Origin of the sequence: Streptomyces sp. NPDC001980, assembly GCF_040296885.1 — a bacterium.
In the GTDB taxonomy this organism is placed as follows: Bacteria; Actinomycetota; Actinomycetes; order Streptomycetales; family Streptomycetaceae; genus Streptomyces.
The window spans coordinates 128382-146279 of record NZ_JBEOYD010000003.1; the positions used below are offsets into that span (position 1 = coordinate 128382).

At 72.6% G+C, this 17898-nt stretch carries 16 protein-coding genes; 9 read left to right on the forward strand and 7 right to left on the reverse strand.

From position 1 onward, the window contains the following. Nucleotides 1–72: 72 nt before the first annotated feature. Nucleotides 73–1242, forward strand: a complete 1170-nt coding sequence (locus ABT137_RS05210) for a thiolase C-terminal domain-containing protein (RefSeq protein WP_351702712.1) — start codon at nt 73–75, stop codon at nt 1240–1242. A 121-nt stretch (nt 1243–1363) separates the two neighbouring features. Then, nucleotides 1364–2362 carry an expansin EXLX1 family cellulose-binding protein gene (locus ABT137_RS05215; protein WP_351702714.1) on the forward strand — a complete coding sequence of 333 codons (999 nt, stop codon included), beginning with the start codon at nt 1364–1366 and terminating at the stop codon, nt 2360–2362. A gap of 52 nt (nt 2363–2414) precedes the next feature. On the opposite strand, the gene ABT137_RS05220 is transcribed toward ABT137_RS05215, so the two are convergent. Beyond that, nucleotides 2415–2882: a hypothetical protein gene (locus ABT137_RS05220; protein ID WP_351702717.1), complete on the reverse strand. Its 468-nt coding sequence runs from the start codon at nt 2880–2882 to the stop codon at nt 2415–2417. Nucleotides 2883–3023: 141 nt separating this feature from the next. Here ABT137_RS05220 and ABT137_RS05225 point away from each other — a divergent pair, with 141 nt between their 5' ends. Further along, the gene (locus ABT137_RS05225; protein ID WP_351702720.1) at nt 3024–3695 is read left to right on the forward strand and encodes a pyridoxine/pyridoxamine 5'-phosphate oxidase; all 672 of its coding nucleotides are present in this window, start codon (nt 3024–3026) and stop codon (nt 3693–3695) included. 10 nt (nt 3696–3705) lie between these two features. Here the strand turns inward: ABT137_RS05225 and ABT137_RS05230 are convergent, their stop codons facing one another. The 6 genes from ABT137_RS05230 to ABT137_RS05255 all read right to left on the reverse strand — a co-directional run bounded on the left by ABT137_RS05230 (nt 3706) and on the right by ABT137_RS05255 (nt 8901). Then, nucleotides 3706–4914, reverse strand: a complete 1209-nt coding sequence (locus tag ABT137_RS05230; protein ID WP_351702723.1) for a cytochrome P450 — start codon at nt 4912–4914, stop codon at nt 3706–3708. 39 nt (nt 4915–4953) lie between these two features. After that, nucleotides 4954–6348 carry an NAD(P)/FAD-dependent oxidoreductase gene (locus tag ABT137_RS05235; RefSeq protein ID WP_351702726.1) on the reverse strand — a complete coding sequence of 465 codons (1395 nt, stop codon included), beginning with the start codon at nt 6346–6348 and terminating at the stop codon, nt 4954–4956. Beyond that, nucleotides 6338–6565, reverse strand: a complete 228-nt coding sequence (locus ABT137_RS05240; RefSeq protein WP_351702729.1) for a ferredoxin — start codon at nt 6563–6565, stop codon at nt 6338–6340. Before ABT137_RS05240 ends, ABT137_RS05235 begins: the two co-directional genes overlap by 11 nt. A gap of 263 nt (nt 6566–6828) precedes the next feature. After that, nucleotides 6829–7710, reverse strand: a complete 882-nt coding sequence (locus ABT137_RS05245; RefSeq protein ID WP_351702732.1) for a GNAT family N-acetyltransferase — start codon at nt 7708–7710, stop codon at nt 6829–6831. Nucleotides 7711–7750: 40 nt separating this feature from the next. After that, the gene (locus ABT137_RS05250) at nt 7751–8374 is read right to left on the reverse strand and encodes a GNAT family N-acetyltransferase (protein ID WP_351702735.1); all 624 of its coding nucleotides are present in this window, start codon (nt 8372–8374) and stop codon (nt 7751–7753) included. Between the two features lie 68 nt (nt 8375–8442). Further along, nucleotides 8443–8901, reverse strand: a complete 459-nt coding sequence (locus ABT137_RS05255) for a Zn-ribbon domain-containing OB-fold protein (RefSeq protein ID WP_351702738.1) — start codon at nt 8899–8901, stop codon at nt 8443–8445. Nucleotides 8902–9115: 214 nt separating this feature from the next. Here ABT137_RS05255 and ABT137_RS05260 point away from each other — a divergent pair, with 214 nt between their 5' ends. The 6 genes from ABT137_RS05260 (at nt 9116) to ABT137_RS05285 (ending at nt 17891) form a co-directional block, all read left to right on the forward strand. Next, nucleotides 9116–10711, forward strand: coding sequence for a subtype B tannase (locus ABT137_RS05260; RefSeq protein ID WP_351703588.1), 1596 nt, complete (start codon nt 9116–9118; stop codon nt 10709–10711). A 359-nt stretch (nt 10712–11070) separates the two neighbouring features. Then, entirely contained in the window at nt 11071–12288 is a 1218-nt protein-coding gene (locus ABT137_RS05265; RefSeq protein ID WP_351702741.1) for a flavin-containing monooxygenase, read from the forward strand. Nucleotides 12289–12520: 232 nt separating this feature from the next. Then, complete coding sequence (locus tag ABT137_RS05270) at nt 12521–14044, forward strand: flavin monoamine oxidase family protein (RefSeq protein WP_351702744.1); 1524 nt, start codon at nt 12521–12523, stop codon at nt 14042–14044. Between the two features lie 130 nt (nt 14045–14174). After that, complete coding sequence (locus ABT137_RS05275; RefSeq protein WP_351702747.1) at nt 14175–16421, forward strand: acetate--CoA ligase family protein; 2247 nt, start codon at nt 14175–14177, stop codon at nt 16419–16421. Continuing rightward, on the forward strand, nt 16421–17209 hold the full coding sequence (locus ABT137_RS05280) for an enoyl-CoA hydratase/isomerase family protein (protein ID WP_351702750.1): 789 nt from the start codon (nt 16421–16423) through the stop codon (nt 17207–17209). The genes ABT137_RS05275 and ABT137_RS05280 overlap by 1 nt, the downstream gene beginning before the upstream one ends. 61 nt (nt 17210–17270) lie before the next feature. Next, on the forward strand, nt 17271–17891 hold the full coding sequence (locus ABT137_RS05285) for a flavin reductase family protein (protein ID WP_351702753.1): 621 nt from the start codon (nt 17271–17273) through the stop codon (nt 17889–17891). Nucleotides 17892–17898 lie beyond the last annotated feature (7 nt).

Below are 17898 nucleotides of genomic sequence, written 5' to 3' on the forward strand. Positions count from 1 at the left end.
CCGTCATGCTAGGGGCGTCGGCTGCAGATGCACAGGGGCGGAGTCCGGCGTATCTGATGTACCGTCAGATTCATGACTGGACCCCGCAAGGTCGCCGTGGTCGGCGTGGCCCTCTCCGACTGCGGCCGGGTGGACGAGGCCACCCCCTACGCCCTGCACGCCCAGGCGGCCCGGCGCGCGCTGGCCGACGCGGGCCTCGCCCGGGAGACGGTGGACGGCTTCGCGTCGGCGGGCCTCGGCACGCTGGCCCCGGTGGAGGTGGCCGAGTACCTGGGCCTGCGCCCCACCTGGGCCGACTCCACCTCTGTCGGCGGCTCGACCTGGGAGGTCATGGCGGCCCACGCGGCGGACGCGATCGCCGCGGGCCACGCCAACGCGGTCCTGCTGGTGTACGGCTCGACGGCCCGCGCCGACATCCGGGCGGGGCGGCGCACCGGGAACCTGTCCTTCGGCGCCCGCGGCCCGCTGCAGTTCGAGGTCCCCTACGGCCACACCCTCATCGCCAAGTACGCGATGGCCGCCCGCCGCCACATGATCGAACACGGCACCACCATCGAGCAGTTGGCCGAGGTCGCGGTCCAGGCCCGGGCCAACGCGGCGCTGAACCCGGAGGCCATGTTCCGCGACCCGATCACGGTCGACGAGGTCCTGTCCGGACCGATGATCGCCGACCCCTTCACCAAACTGCACTGCTGCATCCGCTCGGACGGCGGCGCGGCGGTCCTGCTGGCGGCCGAGGAGTACGTACGGGACTGCCGGACCGCCCCGGTGTGGGTCCTCGGCACGGGCGAGTGCCTCTCCCACGCCACCATGTCGGAGTGGGAGGACTTCACGGTGTCCCCGGCGGCGGTGAGCGGGCGACTGGCCTTCCGGCGGGCCGGAGTTGTGCCCGCCGACATCGACTTCGCCGAGATCTACGACGCGTTCACCTACATGACCCTCGTCACCCTGGAGGACCTCGGGTTCTGCGCGAAGGGCGAGGGCGGGGCGTTCGTGGAGAAGGGGCGGCTGCGCGTCGCGGGCGGGGAGCTTCCGGTGAACACGGACGGCGGCGGCCTGTCGGCCCAACACCCCGGGATGCGCGGGCTGTTCCTCCTCGTGGAGGCGGTACGGCAACTGCGCGGCGAGGCCGGGCAGCGGCAGGTGCGGCGGGCGGACGGGGGGCTGCCGGAGCTGGGGGTGGCGTCGGGGACGGGGGGCTGGTTCTGCTCGTCGGGGACGGTGGTGCTGGGGCGGGGGTGAGCGGGAGGACAAGTTCCTCGACGAGCGGCGGCAACCTTTCGGGCTCCGGCGGCGACTGCCGTACCGGAAGCTTCGAGTCGTTCGAAGGACGTGCACCGCCGAACCGCGTAAGGATCCCTCCGTGGCCTCCTCCTCACATCGCCGCCGTCCGCAGCCGGACCGGGACTTCGAGTGGCGCCCGGTCCGCGGCCCGCTGCTCGCGGTGGCCGCCGTGGCCGCCGTCGCCCTGGTCGTGACCCTGGTCGTGGCCTTCCGGCCCGGCGACGCGGCCGGCGCCACCGGGCAGGACCGTGCGGTGTCCGCGTCCGAAGCCGCGCCTAGCCCGACGGCGGACCCGGCCACCCCGACGTCACCGAAACCGTCGACCGCGGCACCGAAACCGTCGGCGAGCGCGCGGACCACCCCGCCCGCCTCCGCACCGGCGACCCCGTCCACCACCCCGTCCCGGCGCCCGGCGAGCGGCACGGACCGCGCCGCCTCCGCCGCCACCACGACTGCCCCCGCGGCCGGCCGGATCCGCCCCGGCACCACCTACCAGGGCGTCGCCACCTCCTACGACGTCGGCAACGGCGACGGCGCCTGCTCCTACGGCCCGACCTCCGACGTGATGACCGCGGCGATGAACACCGCGGACTACGAGACGGCGAAGGCCTGTGGCGCGTACGTCTCCGTCCGCGCGGCGAGCGGTACGTCCATCACCGTACGGATCACCAACGAGTGCCCGGCGCCCTGCGCGGTCGGCCAACTCGACCTCAGTCAGCAGGCGTTCGCGAAGCTCGCGCCGCTCTCGGCGGGCCGGATCGCGATCACCTGGAGCCTGCTGAGCCCGGCCGTCTCCGACACGGTCTCGATCCGCTACAAGACCGGTTCCACCCAGTACTGGTGCGGCATCCAGGCGATCGGCCACCGCAACCCGCTGGCCCGCCTGGAGGTCCGCACCGGCGGCGGCTGGCTGGCGCTGACCCGCACCGGGTACAACTACTTCCTCTCCGAGCAGGGCACCGGCTGCGGCGGCGAGATCCGCCTCACCGACATCTACGGGGAGCAACTCACCGTGCCGGCCCTCGCCGTACGCCCGGACGTGGTGCAGCACACCGGGGTCCAGTTCGCCCGGCACTGACGGAACGCGCCCAGTCGACTGACGGCACATCGCGGCACAACCAGCGGAGCGCTCAGCCGCGTACCGGCACGATCCGGTGGCCGCGGCGCGGGGCGGGGCCGTCGAGCAGGACGACGCCGATGTGGTGGCGGCCGCGCACCCACGCCGTGGGCGTCATGACGAGCCCGGCGACGGCGACGATCACGCTGACCGGGAAGAGGACCGGCAGGGACTGTCCCGCGGGCAGGGCCCTGCCGCCCTCATGGACGGCGTAGCCCAGGGCGGCGACGGACACGAGGAGGGAGAGTACCGACACGGCGGCCCAGACGTTCCGCACCCGCCGGGTGCGCGCGTGGTCGGCGACCTCGGCGAGGACGGCCGCCGTGCAGACGGGACACTCCAGCTCGACCCGGTCCCGCCCGTCGGCCGGCCGCACCAGCCGGAAGTCGCGGGCGGCCCAGGTGACGGCCCGTGTCCGGCGCCGTCCGGCATCGCCGCTTACGTGGCGTACGGCCACTTTCACGGTCTTCGGTCCCCTCATGCCGGACAGTGTGCGGGTGGGGCACAGGTGTTCGCAGCGATTTGCTCGGTTGTGCCCCGGGGCTTGGCCGCGGGGCCCCGGGGCCGCCGCACGAGGTGGCTGATGGCACGGGTGCGGGAGGTACCGAGTGATACTCGGCACATGGCAGCAACGGATCTTCACGCGCTCCTGAAGTCGCTCCGCGTCTGGCCCCCCGAGACCACGGAGCTACGGCCGTTCGACCCGGCGGCGGCCCCGGCGGAACCACTCCCCCTCTTCACCACGTGGTTCGCGGAGGCGGTGGCGGCCGGACAGCCGGAGCCGCACACCGTGTCGCTGGCGACGTCGGACGAGGAGGGCCGGGCGGACGTCCGGATCGTGATGCTGCACGGCGCGGACGCAGACGGCTGGTCGTTCGCGTCGCACGCGACCAGCCGCAAGGGACACCAGCTGAGCGCCCGCCCGTACGCGGCCCTCGCCTTCTACTGGCCGGTGCTGGGCCGTCAGGTCCGGCTCCGCGGTCCCGTCACCGCGGCCCCCTCGGAGGAGAGCCAGGCCGACCTGCACGCCCGCTCGACGGGCGCCCTGGCGGCGGCCCTCACCGGCCGCCAGAGCGGCCTCCTGTCCTCGCAGGAGGAACTGCGGGAGGAGTCGGACGCGGCCTGGGAACGCGCCCGCGCCGACCCGGCCGCCCCCTCCCCGACCTGGACCCTCTACCGGCTGCGCCCGCAGGAGGCGGAGTTCTTCCAGGGCGACCCGGACCGCCGGCACGTCCGGCTCCGGTATGTGGCGGAGGAGGACGGGAGGTGGCGCAGGGAGCTGCTGTGGCCGTGAGCGCCGACGCTCAGGCCGCGAGGCCCTCGATCGCCACGGGAAGGTGGCGGGGGCCGCGCAGCACCGCGTTGGCGCGGTACGGCGGCGGGTCCTCAAGGAGCCCGGTGAACTTGACCCGCCTGAACAACTCGGGCACGGCCGCGTGGAGTTCGATCCGGGCGAGCGGGGCGCCGAAGCAGTAGTGGATGCCGGTGTAGAAACCCAGGTGCTCGTTGTCCTTGCGGTCGGGATCGAACCGGTCGGGGTCGTGGAAGCGCGCGGGGTCGCGGTTGGCCGCGGCCAGCATGAGCCAGACCGGCGAGCCCTTGGGGATGGTGGTGCCGGCGACCTCGATGTCGGCCAGGGCAGTGGTCCACGGGACGAACTGGACCGGGGGCTCGTACCGCAGCACCTCCTCGATGAGCGGGACGGCCAGACCCGGCTCCTTCTGGAACCGCTCAAGGATGTCGGGGTGGCGCAGCAGGGTGAGGGTCGTGTTGGTGATCGCGTTGACGGTGGTCTCGTGGCCGGCGACCAGGAGCAGCACCGCGGTGGCCTCCAGGTCCGCCGGTGTCATGTCGGGGGCGAGCGCGCTGAGGATCCCGAGGCCGGGGTGGCGGCGTCTGGTCTCGATCAGCTCGGCCAGGTAGGCGCCCAGGTCCTGGCGTGCCCGCTGTGCCGCTTCCTGCGCGTCGTCGCCGCCGGATGCGGGATCGAGTGACGACGCCAGGGCGTCGGCCCAGCCGTGGAAGCGCGGTTCGTCCTCGCGCGGCACGCCCAGGACCCGGCAGATGGCGGTGACGGGAAGGGGGTAGGAGAAGTCCTCGACGATGTCGACCTGGTCCTTGCCGTCGAAGGCGTCGAGCAACTCGGTGACGACGTCGGACAGTTCCCCGCGCAGGCCGTCGAGGAACCGGGGGCTGTGCGGGGGACCGAACGGCCGGTTGACGGTGTCGCGCAGCCGGTCGTGCACGGGCGGGTCGGTGAAGATGAAGCTGGGCGGCAGGCCGGACTCCTCCGCCGGCTGCCCGGTGCGGACGTAGCCGGGTGGGCGGTTGCTCGTGTCGTTGCTCAGCCGAGGGTCGTTGGCCAGGCTCCGTACCTCGTGGTAGGTGCTGACCAGGTAGGTGCCGTCGTCCTCCCGTATGACCGGTGTCTTGCGCAGCTCCGCGAAGAGCGGGTACGGATCGGCTCGGTTGGCGTAGTCGGTGATCTGCGCGGAGATGGGGTCGGGCGTCATGGCGTCTCCTCGGGGCTCCGAGCGGTACAAGGCCGGTGATCAGGCATGAGACGGAACGAACTCGACACGCCGTTCGCTCGGTGAGTGACCCGTCAGCGTGACCGTGGCCCCGTGGGTGGGCAGATGGGGGTCGGGGAAGGCAGGGTCGACCGGCTCCAGCGTCGCGGTCCGGCGGTCGACCGTGCGGTACTCCGGCGGGAAGGGCGCACCCGACGCGATCTGCTCCTCGTAGAACCCCAGCCACTTGGCCCCGTCGAAGGCCACCGCGGCAATGCAACGGCCGTGGTACCCGTACACCGCGACGAACCGCTCCTCGGTGAGCGCCCCCTGCGCGACGACCAGCTGGTCGCCCAGCGAGGGCACCCCCACCGACTTGATGTTGACGCCGAACTGGGAGGACCAGAACATCGGCAGCCACAGATGCGGACGGCGCTCCGGGCCCGCGCAGATCATGTTGTGGGCCGCGATCTCGGCCTGTTCGACCGCGTTGCCCCAGTGCTCCAACGCCAGGAACTGGTAGTCGAACAGCGGGTGGGGGCTGCGTGCGACGTCCCCGGCGGCGTAGATGTCGTCGGTGACGATGCCGTTGACGTCGAACACCCGGCACCCGGCGTCGCAGGCGATCCCCCGGGGCCCCGCGGCCACCCCCGAGCCGGCGAGCCAGTCCGTGTTCCGCATGGCACCGAGCGAGACGACCGCCACCTCCACGTCGATCGCCGAACCGTCGGACAGATGGGCCCGCCTGAGCCGCCCCACATCGTCGCCTTCCAGGGCGGTGACGCTGATGCCGCAGCGCAGGTCCACGCCGTGCTTGCGCTGCAGCCGGTCCGCGACCGCGCCGATCACCCCGCCGAGCGCGCCCACCAGCGGTGCCGGGCCGCGTTCGGCGACCGTCACGTCGAGGCCCAGCTCCCGGCAGGCGGAGGCGACTTCGGAACCCGTGAAGCCGGCCCCGATCACCAGCACCCGGGACACACCCCCGGCCAGCTTCCGGGTCAGACGCTCGGAGTCGTCCCGGGTGCGCAGCACGAACACCCCGTCCAGCGCGGCCTCTTCCGGGTGGAACCAGGGCCGGGCCCTGGTCCCGGTGGTGATCAGCAGGCGGTCGTAGGGGACGCTGTCGCCGTTCGCCAGGATCACCCGCTTGGCGTCCCGGTCCAGTTCCTCGGCGGCGACACCCAGACGCCATTCGGCGTCGATGTCGCGCCGCCGCGGCAGCGCGGTGTCCTCCGGCCGGGCCCGCCCGAGCAGCGCCTGCTTGGACAGCGGCGGCCGGTCGTAGGGTTCGTACGGCTCGTCGCCGATCATGGTCAGCGATCCGGTGAAGCCCTGGTCGCGCAGGGTCTCCGCGGCGCGCAGACCGGCCAGCGAGGCGCCGACGACGACAATGCGGCCCTGGCGCCGCAGGACCTCGACGTCCGTGTCAGCCGACATGGGACTCCACCCGCCTCGTCGGCTCGTCGGAGTAGTCGACCAGGATGGCCTGGACGGGGCAGGCGGCAGCGGCCTCTTCCACCCGGCCACGGTGTTCCTCGTCGAAGCGAGGGGAGAACAGCAGCGCTTCCTCGCCGTGCAGGGCGAAGACGTCCGGGGCGAGGAAGACGCACTGCGCGAATCCCTGGCACCGGTTGAGATCGACGACAAGCCTCATCGGGCACCCGCTCCCTGCGCGGGCCGCGGATCCCCGCAGGTTCCGTAGCCACCTGCGCTCGGTCCATATGGTGGTCGGCATGCCTCCCTCCCAGCGTGTGCCTCTGCGGAGGGCCTCGCAAGGCGAGGACGGTTCTACAGCGCCCCAAAGGGGCGCGGGGCTGTATCCGAGATACGGCTACCGCCGCGCGGGCGCGACCAGCCACGACGGCGCCGCAGACGGCAGACGGCAGACCGAAGATCGCGGCACTTCCACCGGAGCGCTCAGGACGTCTCCCCGAAGTGGTACACCGCCCAGTCGGCCACTTCCCGGTATCCGATCCGCTGGTAGAGCGCGTTGCTCGTCGGGTTCGCCAGGTCCGTGAAGAGCAGCACCTCGGCGGCGCCCGCGGCCAGCGCCGCCCGGCCCACCGCCGTCGTCACCGCGCCGGCGTAGCCGCGGCCGCGCAGTTCCGGCGGGGTGTAGACCGGCGCGACCCGGACCTGGCCGGCGACCGCCAGGGTCACGCCGGCCATGGAGACGGGGGTGCCGTCGGGGGTCTCCCAGAGGGTGACGCCGCCGTACGAGAGCCGGAAGTCGGCCCACTCCGCCGCGTCCCGGCCGGCCCGCAGGCCCGCGTCGGCGACGAACCCCTCGTACCAGCGGATCAGCAGGTCCCGGTCGGACGCGTCGGCCGGCCTCGCCCGGCCCTCCGGCGCCGGCGAGGGGGGCGTCAACTCGGCCAGCCGGTAGAGGCGTTGCAGCTCGTGCAGCTTTCCCGGCACCCCCGTCCGCCGTTCCCACGCCGCCACGAACGCCTCCGCCGTGGCGCCCTCGGCGCAGATCGCGGACACCGGGTGGCCGAGGGCGAGGAGGCGGTCGGCCAGCGCCTCGGTCTCGTCGGCCGTGAGGCGGGTGACGTTCAGGGCGTACGGGGGCGTGTGGAGCAGGGCCGCGGCCACGCTGCCGTCGCCGCGGGTCAGGAACCCGAAGAACGGTGGGGCGTCGCCGTACGCCCGAGGCCCCCGCCGCCGGAGCTGCGCCGTCACCGTGAGGTGAACGGTGTAGAGGTCCGGGCTGGAGTGGAGGAAGTCGCGGGCGCGGGCGAGGAATTCGTCGACGTCGTCGGTGAAGTGCCAGTCGGACGACCGAGGTTGTGGAGTCATGGTCGATGGTCCCGGCGGATCGCCGTGCTCCGCACCCGAATTAATCGCGCGCCGGGACCCGGTCCAGGTCCGGGCTCGGGTCCGTGGCCAGGCGGGCGTGCAGGTGTACGTCGCGGAAGGCGTCCTGCCGGCCGGCCTCGAACATCGCGCCGCGCAGTGTCCCCTCGTAGGCGAAACCGCAGGTCCGGGCTATGCGGCAGGACGCGTCATGGCCGAGGGCGTGTCCCAGCTCCAGGCGGTGGAGTTGCAGTTCGGCGAAGGCCCGGTCCGTCGCCAGGGCCAGGGCGCGAGTGGCGACCCGGCGGCCCCGGGCCTCGGGAAGCACCCAGTAGCCGACCCGGGCCGTCCGGAACGTGCGGTCGATCATGTTGATGCCGATGTGGCCGAGGGTCGTACCGCTCTCCGCGTCCGTGATCCGGAACGGCGCACAGGTGCCCTCCGCCGCCTGCTTCCGAAGCCCGGCCAGCGCGGCACGGGCACCCGCGAGGTCGCTCACCACGGTGAGCGGGGTGTTCCAGCGGCGGAAGTCCGGGTCGGTACGGGCCCGCAGCCACGCCTCGACCTGCTCCTCCGCGTCCGGGTCCCAGCGGTCGAGCCGCAGACCGTGACCGTGCGGGGTGACGTCGGGGCCGGGGGCGGCGGGCTGTTCGTCGGTGAGGGCCATGGGACCATTCAAACGCGTGCGCCGGGCGAGACCCCAGCGGGTTTCCCTGCCCGGCCCGGCCCGCGGCCTCAGTGCGGCGCCGGCGCCGGGCGGAACACCGGCGCCCCCTCCCGGAAGGCGATCTCCAGCTCCAGTCCGGCGCGCAGGGTCCGCAGGTCGGCGGCCACCAGTTCCGTCATCATGCGCGGGCCCTCCGCGAGGTCGACCACGGCGGGCACGTACGGGACGCGGTCGCCGAACGGCGGGAGGTCGTTGCGGTGGACGACGGACCAGGTGTACAGGGTCGCGCGGCCGGTCGCCCGCTCCCAGCTGACATCCTCGCTCCAGCAGTGCGGGCAGAACTCCCGGGGGTAGTGGTGGGCCCGGCCGCAGGAGCCGCAGCGGCGGAGCAGGAGCCGGCCCTCGGCCGCGGCCTCCCAGTAGGGGCGGGTGAAGGCGTCCGGTTCGGGGTGGTCGTATCGCGGGCGCTCGCTGCGTATGGCATCGGAACTGGCGTCGGAGCTGCCGTCGGAACTCGTCGCGTCCATGAATCTGACGTTACGTCAGATCCTGAAGTGCAGCCTAGACCCGGATGGGCAAAACCTGTGCATTTCCCGTGGCCCTATGGGTCCCCCGTGAGATCCCGGGAAATTGTTGACGATTTTGTCGGGTGAAGATTACGTTCGCAACCGCAAGGCCAAGGAGCCCCATACGAGAGGCAGCAAGGTGAAGCACAGGGCAGTGAAGCGCAGGACCGTGGTCATGGGGATCGGCGCCACGGCCGGTGTCGCGGCAGTCGGCGGTATCGCTCTCAGCGCGCAGGCGTCGAGCAGCTCCTCCTCGTCCGCGGACTCCCTGACGTTCGACCCGGACGGGTATGCGAAGCTGACGACGACGATCACGGACACCGAGGGCGCCGAGCACAATGTGACATACCACTTCTGGAAGGCGATCACCTACGTCGCCAACCCGGTGGACGCCACCTACCAGTCCCTGATCGTCAGCGCCCCGGTCGAGATCGACGGCACGACGGTCGACCCGACCAACGCCCCGATCCTGCTCGCCAACTCCATCGGCGGCTACATGCCCGCCTCCGTGGCCGACGCCACCGAGGTCGGCGGCGGCGGTTCCGCGGCGGGCGGCACCCCGCCGAGCGGCGCGGCCCCGAGCGGCGCGGCGCCCAGCTCCTCCGCGAGCGCGGCCTCCAACGGCAACACCAACGCCACCGGTGGCGCCACCTCCAGCAACCAGCTGCTCGCGCTGGCCGCCGGGTACGTCGTGATCGAGCCCGGCGCCCGCGGCCGTACCCTCAAGAACTCCGACGGCGAGTACTACGGCACCGCCCCCGCCGCGATCGTCGACCTCAAGGCCGCCGTCCGGTACATCAGGGCGAACAAGGGCCTGATCCCCGGCGACACCGAGCGGATCGTCTCCGCCGGTACGAGCGCGGGCGGCGCTCTCTCCTCGCTGCTCGGCGCGTCCGGCGACAGCCCGATCTACGACAAGTACCTGAAGGAGCTCGGCGCCGCCGACGCCTCCGACGCGGTCTTCGCCGTCGGCGCCTGGTGCCCGATCACCGACCTGGAGCACGCCGACGGCGCCTACGAGTGGAACTGGGGCACCAACGACCTCTCCACCGGCAAGCAGGTCGACCAGTCCGTCTCCAAGGACCTGAAGGCCCGGTTCGCCGAGTACCAGGCGGGCCTGAAGCTGCGCGGTCTGGCCGGCTTCGGCCCGCTGACCGCCCGCAACTACGACGACTACCTGGTCGAGCAGTACCTCCAGCCGTCCGCCACCACGTACCTCGCCGCTCTCTCGGACTCGGACCGCGAGACGTACCTGGCGAAGAACACCTTCATCACCTTCTCCGATGGCAAGGCCACTTTCACCTGGGACGACTTCCTCACCCACGTCGGCGCCCGCAAGAAGGACACCCCGGCCTTCGACGCCTTCGACCTGTCGGCCGGCGAGAACAATGAATTCGGAGCGGGTACCACCGAGACCCGCCACTTCACGGCGTACGGCGCGAAGAATGACTCCACCGGCCTCAGCACCAAGCGGGTCGCCGCCGACATCCCGGAGAAGCTGAACCTGATGAACCCGATGTTCCACCTGGTGGAGAAGGTCAACGACCGACGCTCCAAGCACTGGTGGATCCGCCTCGGCACCAGCGACTCCGACACCTCGCACGTCATCTCCGCGAACCTGGCGGCCCGCCTGGACAACCTCGGCGACGACGTCAACCACCTCTACTACTGGGACGAGGGCCACGGCGCCAACACCGACCCGGCCGACTTCATCACCTGGATCGCCACGGTGACGGGCTACGGCAAGGGCAAGAAGGGCAAGCGGAATTGACGGGCTGCCGCGGAACCGACTGGTCCCCGCGGAACTGACAGGCCCCCGCGGAAGTAAGAAGCTCTCACAATCGTGATGGCGCTCTCGAAGCCGCGATAGCCTCCCCGAACGCGGTGTTCCTTTCCCGTCTGTCTAAGGACACCGCCCACCCGTGACGTCGGGCCCCAGCGCACCGGGGCCCGACGTCACGGGCCTTTCGCTTTTCCGGCCGGCTTACAACGGATTCGGTCCCGCTTCCGACAGATGAGGTGGGCTACGTCACAAGTCCTACCCACTTCCCCTACGGGTGTGATCAATCCGCAACCAATTCCGGTCTTGACCGAGACCCATCAACGTGAAGCGTGATTACGCTCGCGCTCATGGCCGTGTTCCCCCCCACCGCATCGCCCGTCTACGTCATCGGCGCAGGCCCCGGAGGGCTCGCCGCCGCGTACGCGCTGCGGGCCCGGGGCATCCGTGCCGTGGTCCTGGAGAAGTCGGACGACGTCGGCGCGTCCTGGCGCCGCCACTACGACCGTCTCCACCTTCACACCACGCGGCGCCTGTCCGCGCTCCCCGGGCTGCCCATGCCGCGCCGCTTCGGCCGCTGGGTCTCCCGTGCGGACGTGGTGCGCTACCTGGAGAAGTACGCCGAGCACCACGAGCTGGAGATCGTCACCGGCGTCGAGGTCTCCCGCGTGGAACGCTCGCCCGACGGCGACGGCTGGCTGCTGCACGCCTCCGGCGGGCGGGAGCTGACCGGCTCCGCGGTGGTGATCGCCACCGGCTTCAACCACACCCCGCGCATCCCCGACTGGCCGGGCCGGGACGGCTTCGGCGGCGAGTTCCTGCACGCCGGCGCGTACCGCAACGCCGAGCCCTTCGCCGGCCGGGACGTCCTCGTCGTCGGCCCCGGCAACACCGGCGCCGAGATCGCCGTGGACCTGACCGAGGGCGGCGCCTCCCGGGTGCGGCTGGCCGTCCGCACGGTCCCGCACATCGTGCGCCGCTCCACCGCCGGCTGGGCGGCCCAGTACAACTCGATCCTGGTACGACGGCTCCCGACGGCCTTCGTCGACCGGCTGGCCCGCACGATGGCCAAGGTCAGCGTGCCCGACCTGGCCGCGCACGGCCTGCCCCGCCCCGACAGCGGCCTGTACAGCCGGGTGAAGCAGGGCGCCATCCCGATCCTGGACGTCGGCCTCATCGACGCGGTGCGCCAGGGGAAGGTCGAGATCGTGGCCGCCGTCGACGGTTTCGAGGACGGCAAGGTCGTCCTCGCCGACGGCACCGGCGTCTCCCCCGACGCGGTGATCGCCGCGACCGGATACGTCCGCGCCCTGGAGGGCCTGGTCGGCCACCTCGGCGTGCTCGACGACCGCGGCCGCCCGGTCACCCACGGCCCCCGCACCCCGAAGAACGCCCCCGGCCTCTACTTCACCGGCTACACCAATCCCATCAGCGGCAACATCCGCGAGATGGCCATCGACGCGGAGAAGATCGCGAAGGCGGTCGCCAGGACGGCGGCCAGAGCGGCCGCGAAGACGACCGGCAAACGGCAGAAGCCGACCCGGTCCGAGCAGCAGCCGACGGCGTAGACCGCATCGCCGCGGGCGGTGTACGCCGAGCGGCCGTGGGCGGCGTCCACCGAGCGGCCGCGGGCGGCGTGGATAGCCTCAACCTCCTTACATATCAACCCCGTTGCCCATGTGACGCATGCGACGGATGCTGTTTGTTACCGGCGGTAGCATCACGCCCGCGCCCGGGACCAGAATGTGAGCCCTGCTCAACTTTCCGGTCCCACCCTCTCGCCCAGCACGGAGGACGCACGTGGCACGCGAAAGACGGCTTTCCCCTCGGCCCTCCCCCCAGCCCTCCTCCCGCCTCTCCCGCCGCTCCCTCCTCGGCGGTGCCGCCGCCGGGGCCGTCGGCCTCACCGCGGTCTCCGCGGGCACGGCCTCGGCCGCCGCCTCCCGGACCGTCGACGTCGCGATCGTCGGCGGCGGCATCGCCGGGCTCACCGCGGCCCGCGACCTGGTGGCCGGCGGCAGGACGGTGGCCGTCCTGGAGGCCCGGGACCGGGTCGGCGGCCGGGTGGTGAACCTCAAGCTGGCGAACGGCGGCTTCACCGAGGGCGGCGGCGAGTTCATCGGCCCCACCCAGAACCGCATCAAGGCCCTCGCCGACTCCCTGGGCGTGGCCACCTTCACCACGTACAACACGGGGAACAACCTCCTCTACAAGGACGGCAAGCGCACCCCGTACGACACCAGCGGCCTGCTCGGCTCGGTCCCGCCGGTGGACGCGGCGGGACTCGCCAACGCGGCGATCGTGCAGTCGGAGCTGGACAGCATGGCCGCGCAGGTCCCGGTGGACGCGCCCTGGACCGCCGCCAAGGCCGCCGAGTGGGACAAGCAGACCTTCGAGAGCTGGCTGAACGCCAACGCGATCGTGCCCTCCGCCAAGTTCCTGCTGGACCTGGCCTGCACGTCGATCTTCTCGGCCCAGCCCCGCGAACTCTCCCTGCTCTACGTCCTCTACTACATCGCCGCCGCCGGCGACGAGTCCAACGCCGGCACCCTGGAACGCCTCACCGACACCGCGGGCGGTGCCCAGGAGTCCCGTTTCGTCGGCGGTTCCCAGCAGGTCCCGATCAAGCTGGCCGCGACCCTCGGCGACCGGGTGGTGCTGAGCGCGCCGGTGCGGTCCATCGCCAAGTCCGGCGGTTCGTACGTCGTCACGGCCGACGGCATCACGGTCAACGCCACCCGGGTGGTCGTCGCCCTGCCGCCCCCGCTGGCCGCCCGGATCAGCTACGACCCCCTCCTCCCGGCCGCCCGCGACCAGCTCACCCAGCGGATGCCGATGGGCTCGATCGGCAAGGCCGTCGCGGTCTACGACACCCCGTTCTGGCGGGCCGACGGCCTCAACGGGCAGGCGGTCAGCGGCTCCGGAGTGGTCCGCTCGACCTTCGACAACTCCCCGCCGGACGCCTCCTACGGCGCCCTGATGGGCTTCATCGAGGCCGACGAGATGCGGGCGTACGACGCGGCGGGCGAGGCCGACGTCAAGGCCGCCGTTCTGGCCGACTACGCCAACTACTTCGGGGACAAGGCCAAATCCCCCACCTCCTTCGTGCTGCAACGCTGGGACAATGAGGGCTTCTCGCGGGGCGGTCCGGTGGCCTACGCGCCGCCCGGGGTGCTGACCGAGTACGGAGCCGCGCTGCGCGAGCCGGCGGGCGGGATCCACTGGGCCGGGACGGAGACCTCGACGTTCTGGACCGGGTTCATGGACGGGGCGGTGCGGTCGGGCGAGCGGGTGGCGAAGGAGGTGCTGGCCGCCCTCGGGTGAGCCGGCAGGTACTTCCGGCCTCAACTTCCTGCTCCAACTTTGCGTGCAGACCAGTTCCTGACGCAGCGTCAGTTCAGTAATCTGACACTGCGTCAGTTAATTGTGCTGTCACACAGGAGCGGGCGGAACGATGCTTGGATCAACCCACGGCACCCTCACCACCGACTCCCGCCGGGCCCGGGTCATCGCCTGCGGTGAGCAGCGTCCCGGGCCCGCCGTCCACGGCCGCGCGGCCGACGCGGGCGACACGGGCGACACGGACGTGCTGGACGTCAGCGGACGGCCGCTGTACGCGGACGTACCGGATCTGGACAGGTTCTTCCGCCCCGAGTCCGTCGCCGTGATCGGCGCCTCGGACGCGGAAGGGCGGCCCAACACCGGCATCACCCGGCAGCTGCTCGACTGGGCCGGGCGGGTCGGGGCCCGGGTGCACCCGGTGCATCCGACCCGGCCGTCGGTGTTCGGCATCGCCTGCGTCCCGTCCGTCGCCGACCTGCCCGAGCAGGTCGACCTCGCGGTGCTCCTGGTCGCCGACCCGCTGCCGGTGATCGAGGAACTGGCCGAGGCGAAGGTGAGGTTCGCCGTCGCCTTCGCCTCCGGGTTCGCGGAGACCGGCGAGGAGGGCGCGGCCGCCCAGACCCGCCTGGCGGCGGCCGTACGCCGGTCCGGGCTCCGGCTGCTCGGCCCGAACACCAACCTGAACGCCTTCGAGCGGTTCCGCGACGACCTGGACGGCCCGGCGATCGCGCTGATCACCCAGTCGGGACACCAGGGCCGGCCCGTCTTCGCCGCCCAGGAACTCGGCATCCGGCTCTCGCACTGGGCGCCGACCGGCAACGAGGCCGACCTGGAGACCGCCGACTTCATCTCCTACTTCGCCGAGCGTCCCGAGGTCGGCGCCATCGCCTGCTACGTCGAGGGCCTCAAGGACGGCCGCGCCTTCCTGCTCGCCGCCGACCGCGCGGCCCGCCGCCGGGTGCCCGTGGTCGCCGTGAAGGTCGGCCGCACCGAGGCCGGCGCCCGCACCGCCGCCTCCCACACCGGCAAGCTGACCGGCGCGGACGACGTGGTCGACGCGGCGCTGCGCCAGTACGGCGTGATCCGCGTCGACGGCCTCGACGAACTCCAGGACACCGCCGCCCTGCTGGCCCGGGCCCGGCCGCCGCGCGCCGACGGGGTGGTCGTCTACTCGATCTCGGGCGGCACCGGCGCGCACGTCGCCGACCTGGCCGCCGGCCTGGGGCTGAAGCTGCCGGTGCTGTCCGAGGCCCGGCAGGCCGAGCTGCACCAGTGGATACCGGAGTACCTGAGCGTGGCCAACCCGGTCGACAACGGCGGGCACCCGGTGGGTGACTGGCGCGGCCGGAAGATCATCGACGCGATCCTCGCCGACCCGGAGGTCGGGGTGCTGGTCTGCCCGATCACCGGCCCCTTCCCGCCGCTCAGCGACAAGCTCGTCCAGGACCTGGTCGACGCGGCCGAGGCGACCGACAAGCTGGTGTGCGTGGTGTGGGGTTCGCCGGTGGGCACCGAGGCCGCCTACCGCGAGGTCCTGCTCGGCTCCTCCCGGGTGGCCACCTTCCGCACGGTCGGCAACTGCCTCACCGCCGTCCGCGCCTACCTCGACCACCACCGCTTCGCGAACGACTACCACTCCCCCTTCGACGAGGCCCCGCGCACCCCGTCCCCCTCCTACCGCAAGGCGCTCGCGCTGATGCGGCCCGGGCAGCAGCTGAGCGAGCACGCGGCGAAGCAGCTGCTGCGCGCGTACGGCATCCGGGTGCCGCGCGAGCAGCTGGTGACCAGCGCGGCGGCGGCCGTGCGCGCGGCCGGGCTGGTCGGCTACCCGGTGGTGATGAAGGCGTCCGGCGGCCAGATCGCCCACAAGACCGAGCTGGGCCTGGTGAAGATCGGCCTGACCTCGGCCAGCCAGGTCCGGGACGCGTACCGCGACCTGACCGACATCGCCCGCTACGAGGGGGTCGCCCTGGACGGCGTACTGGTCTGCCAGATGGTGGAGCGGGGCGTGGAGATGGTCGTCGGGGTCACCCACGACGACCTGTTCGGGCCGACCGTGACCGTGGGGCTCGGCGGAGTCCTGGTCGAGGTCCTGCACGACGCCGCCGTGCGTGTGCCGCCGTTCGGCGAGGACCAGGCCCGGGACATGCTCGCGGAGCTGCGCGGGCGGGCCCTGCTGGACGGGGTCCGGGGCCGGCCGCCGGCCGATCTGGACGCGCTGGTCGAAGTCGTCCTCCGCGTCCAGCGGATGGCCCTGGAACTCGGCGACCAGCTCGCCGAGCTCGACATCAACCCGCTGATGGTGCTGGAGCAGGGCCAGGGCGCGGTGGCGCTGGACGCGCTGGCGGTGTGCCGCTGATGGACACCGTCCGGTACGTGACCGCGGAGCGGGTCGCCCACCTCACCCTCGACCGCCCCGACGCCCTCAACGCCCTCACCCCCGACCAGCGCGACCACGTCATCCACCTCCTCGGCGAGGCCTCCGCGGACCCGGGGATCGGCGCGGTGGTCATCACGGGCACCGGCCGCGGCTTCTGCGCGGGCGCCGACCTCCGCGGCGGCAGCGGCAGCGCGGCCGAACGCGTGCCAGGTGACGTGGCCCGCACCATCCGGCTCGGCGCCCAGCGGCTCGTCGCCGCCGTCCTCGACTGCGAGAAGCCGGTGATCGCGGCGGTCAACGGCACCGCCGCCGGTCTCGGCGCCCACCTCGCGCTCGCCTGCGACCTGGTGCTGGCCGCCGAATCGGCCCGTTTCATCGAGGTGTTCGTGCGGCGCGGCCTGGTCCCCGACGGCGGCGGCGCCTACCTGCTCCCCCGCCTGATCGGCCCGCACCGCGCGAAGGAGCTGATGTTCTTCGGCGACGCGCTCTCCGCGCCGGAGGCCGAACGCCTTGGCCTCGTCAACCGGGTCGTACCGGACGAGGAGCTGCCGAAGACGGCGCGTGACTGGGCGGCCCGCCTGGCCACCGGCCCGACCCGTGCCCTCGCGCTGACGAAGCAGCTGGTCAACGCCTCCCTGGACACCGACCGGGCGGCCGCCTTCGCCGCCGAGGCCGCCGCCCAGGAGATCAACATGACGACCCGGGACGCGCAGGAGGGCGTACGGGCCTTCGTGGAGCGCAGAAGCCCCGATTTCCAGGGCCGATGACGGCGATGGCGGGTCCCTGCCCCTTCCCATCTGACGCCCCGTCACTTTCAATGAAGAGGTGATGGGACACGCAGGGGCGGCCGAGGCTGCCGTCCGTTATCTGAGGTCGGTTCCCGGGGCGGGGCCCGTGGAGGCGCTGCCGCGCCCGGAGTTGCGGTGCGTGCGCGCGGACGAGCGGGCGCCGGTCGACCAGACCGAGTTCCGGCGCGTGCTCGGCAGCTTCGCGACCGGGGTGACCGTGATCACCGCACCGGCCGCCGAGGGCGAGTCCGCCCCGGCCGGTTTCGCCTGCCAGTCCTTCTCCTCCCTCTCCCTCGACCCGCCTCTGGTCTGCTTCATGGTCGGCCGTACGTCGGCCACCTGGCCGCGCATCGCTCGCGCCGGCATCTTCTGCGTCAACGTCCTCGGCGCGGGCCAGGGCGAGCTGTGCCGCGCCTTCGCGGTGAGCGGCGCGGACAAGTTCACCGGCGTGCCGTACGACGCGGCCCCGGTCTCCGGCTCCCCCCGGCTGGCGGGCGCCGCCGCATGGATCGACTGCACGATCCACGCCGTCCACACCGGGGGCGACCACCTCATCGTGGTCGGCCGGGTGACCGCACTGGGCACGCCCGCGGCCGCCGACGGGCCCCTGCTGTTCCATCGGGGGCGGTTCGCCGCACTGGAAGCCCGGCCGGAGGGCTAGGGGGTGT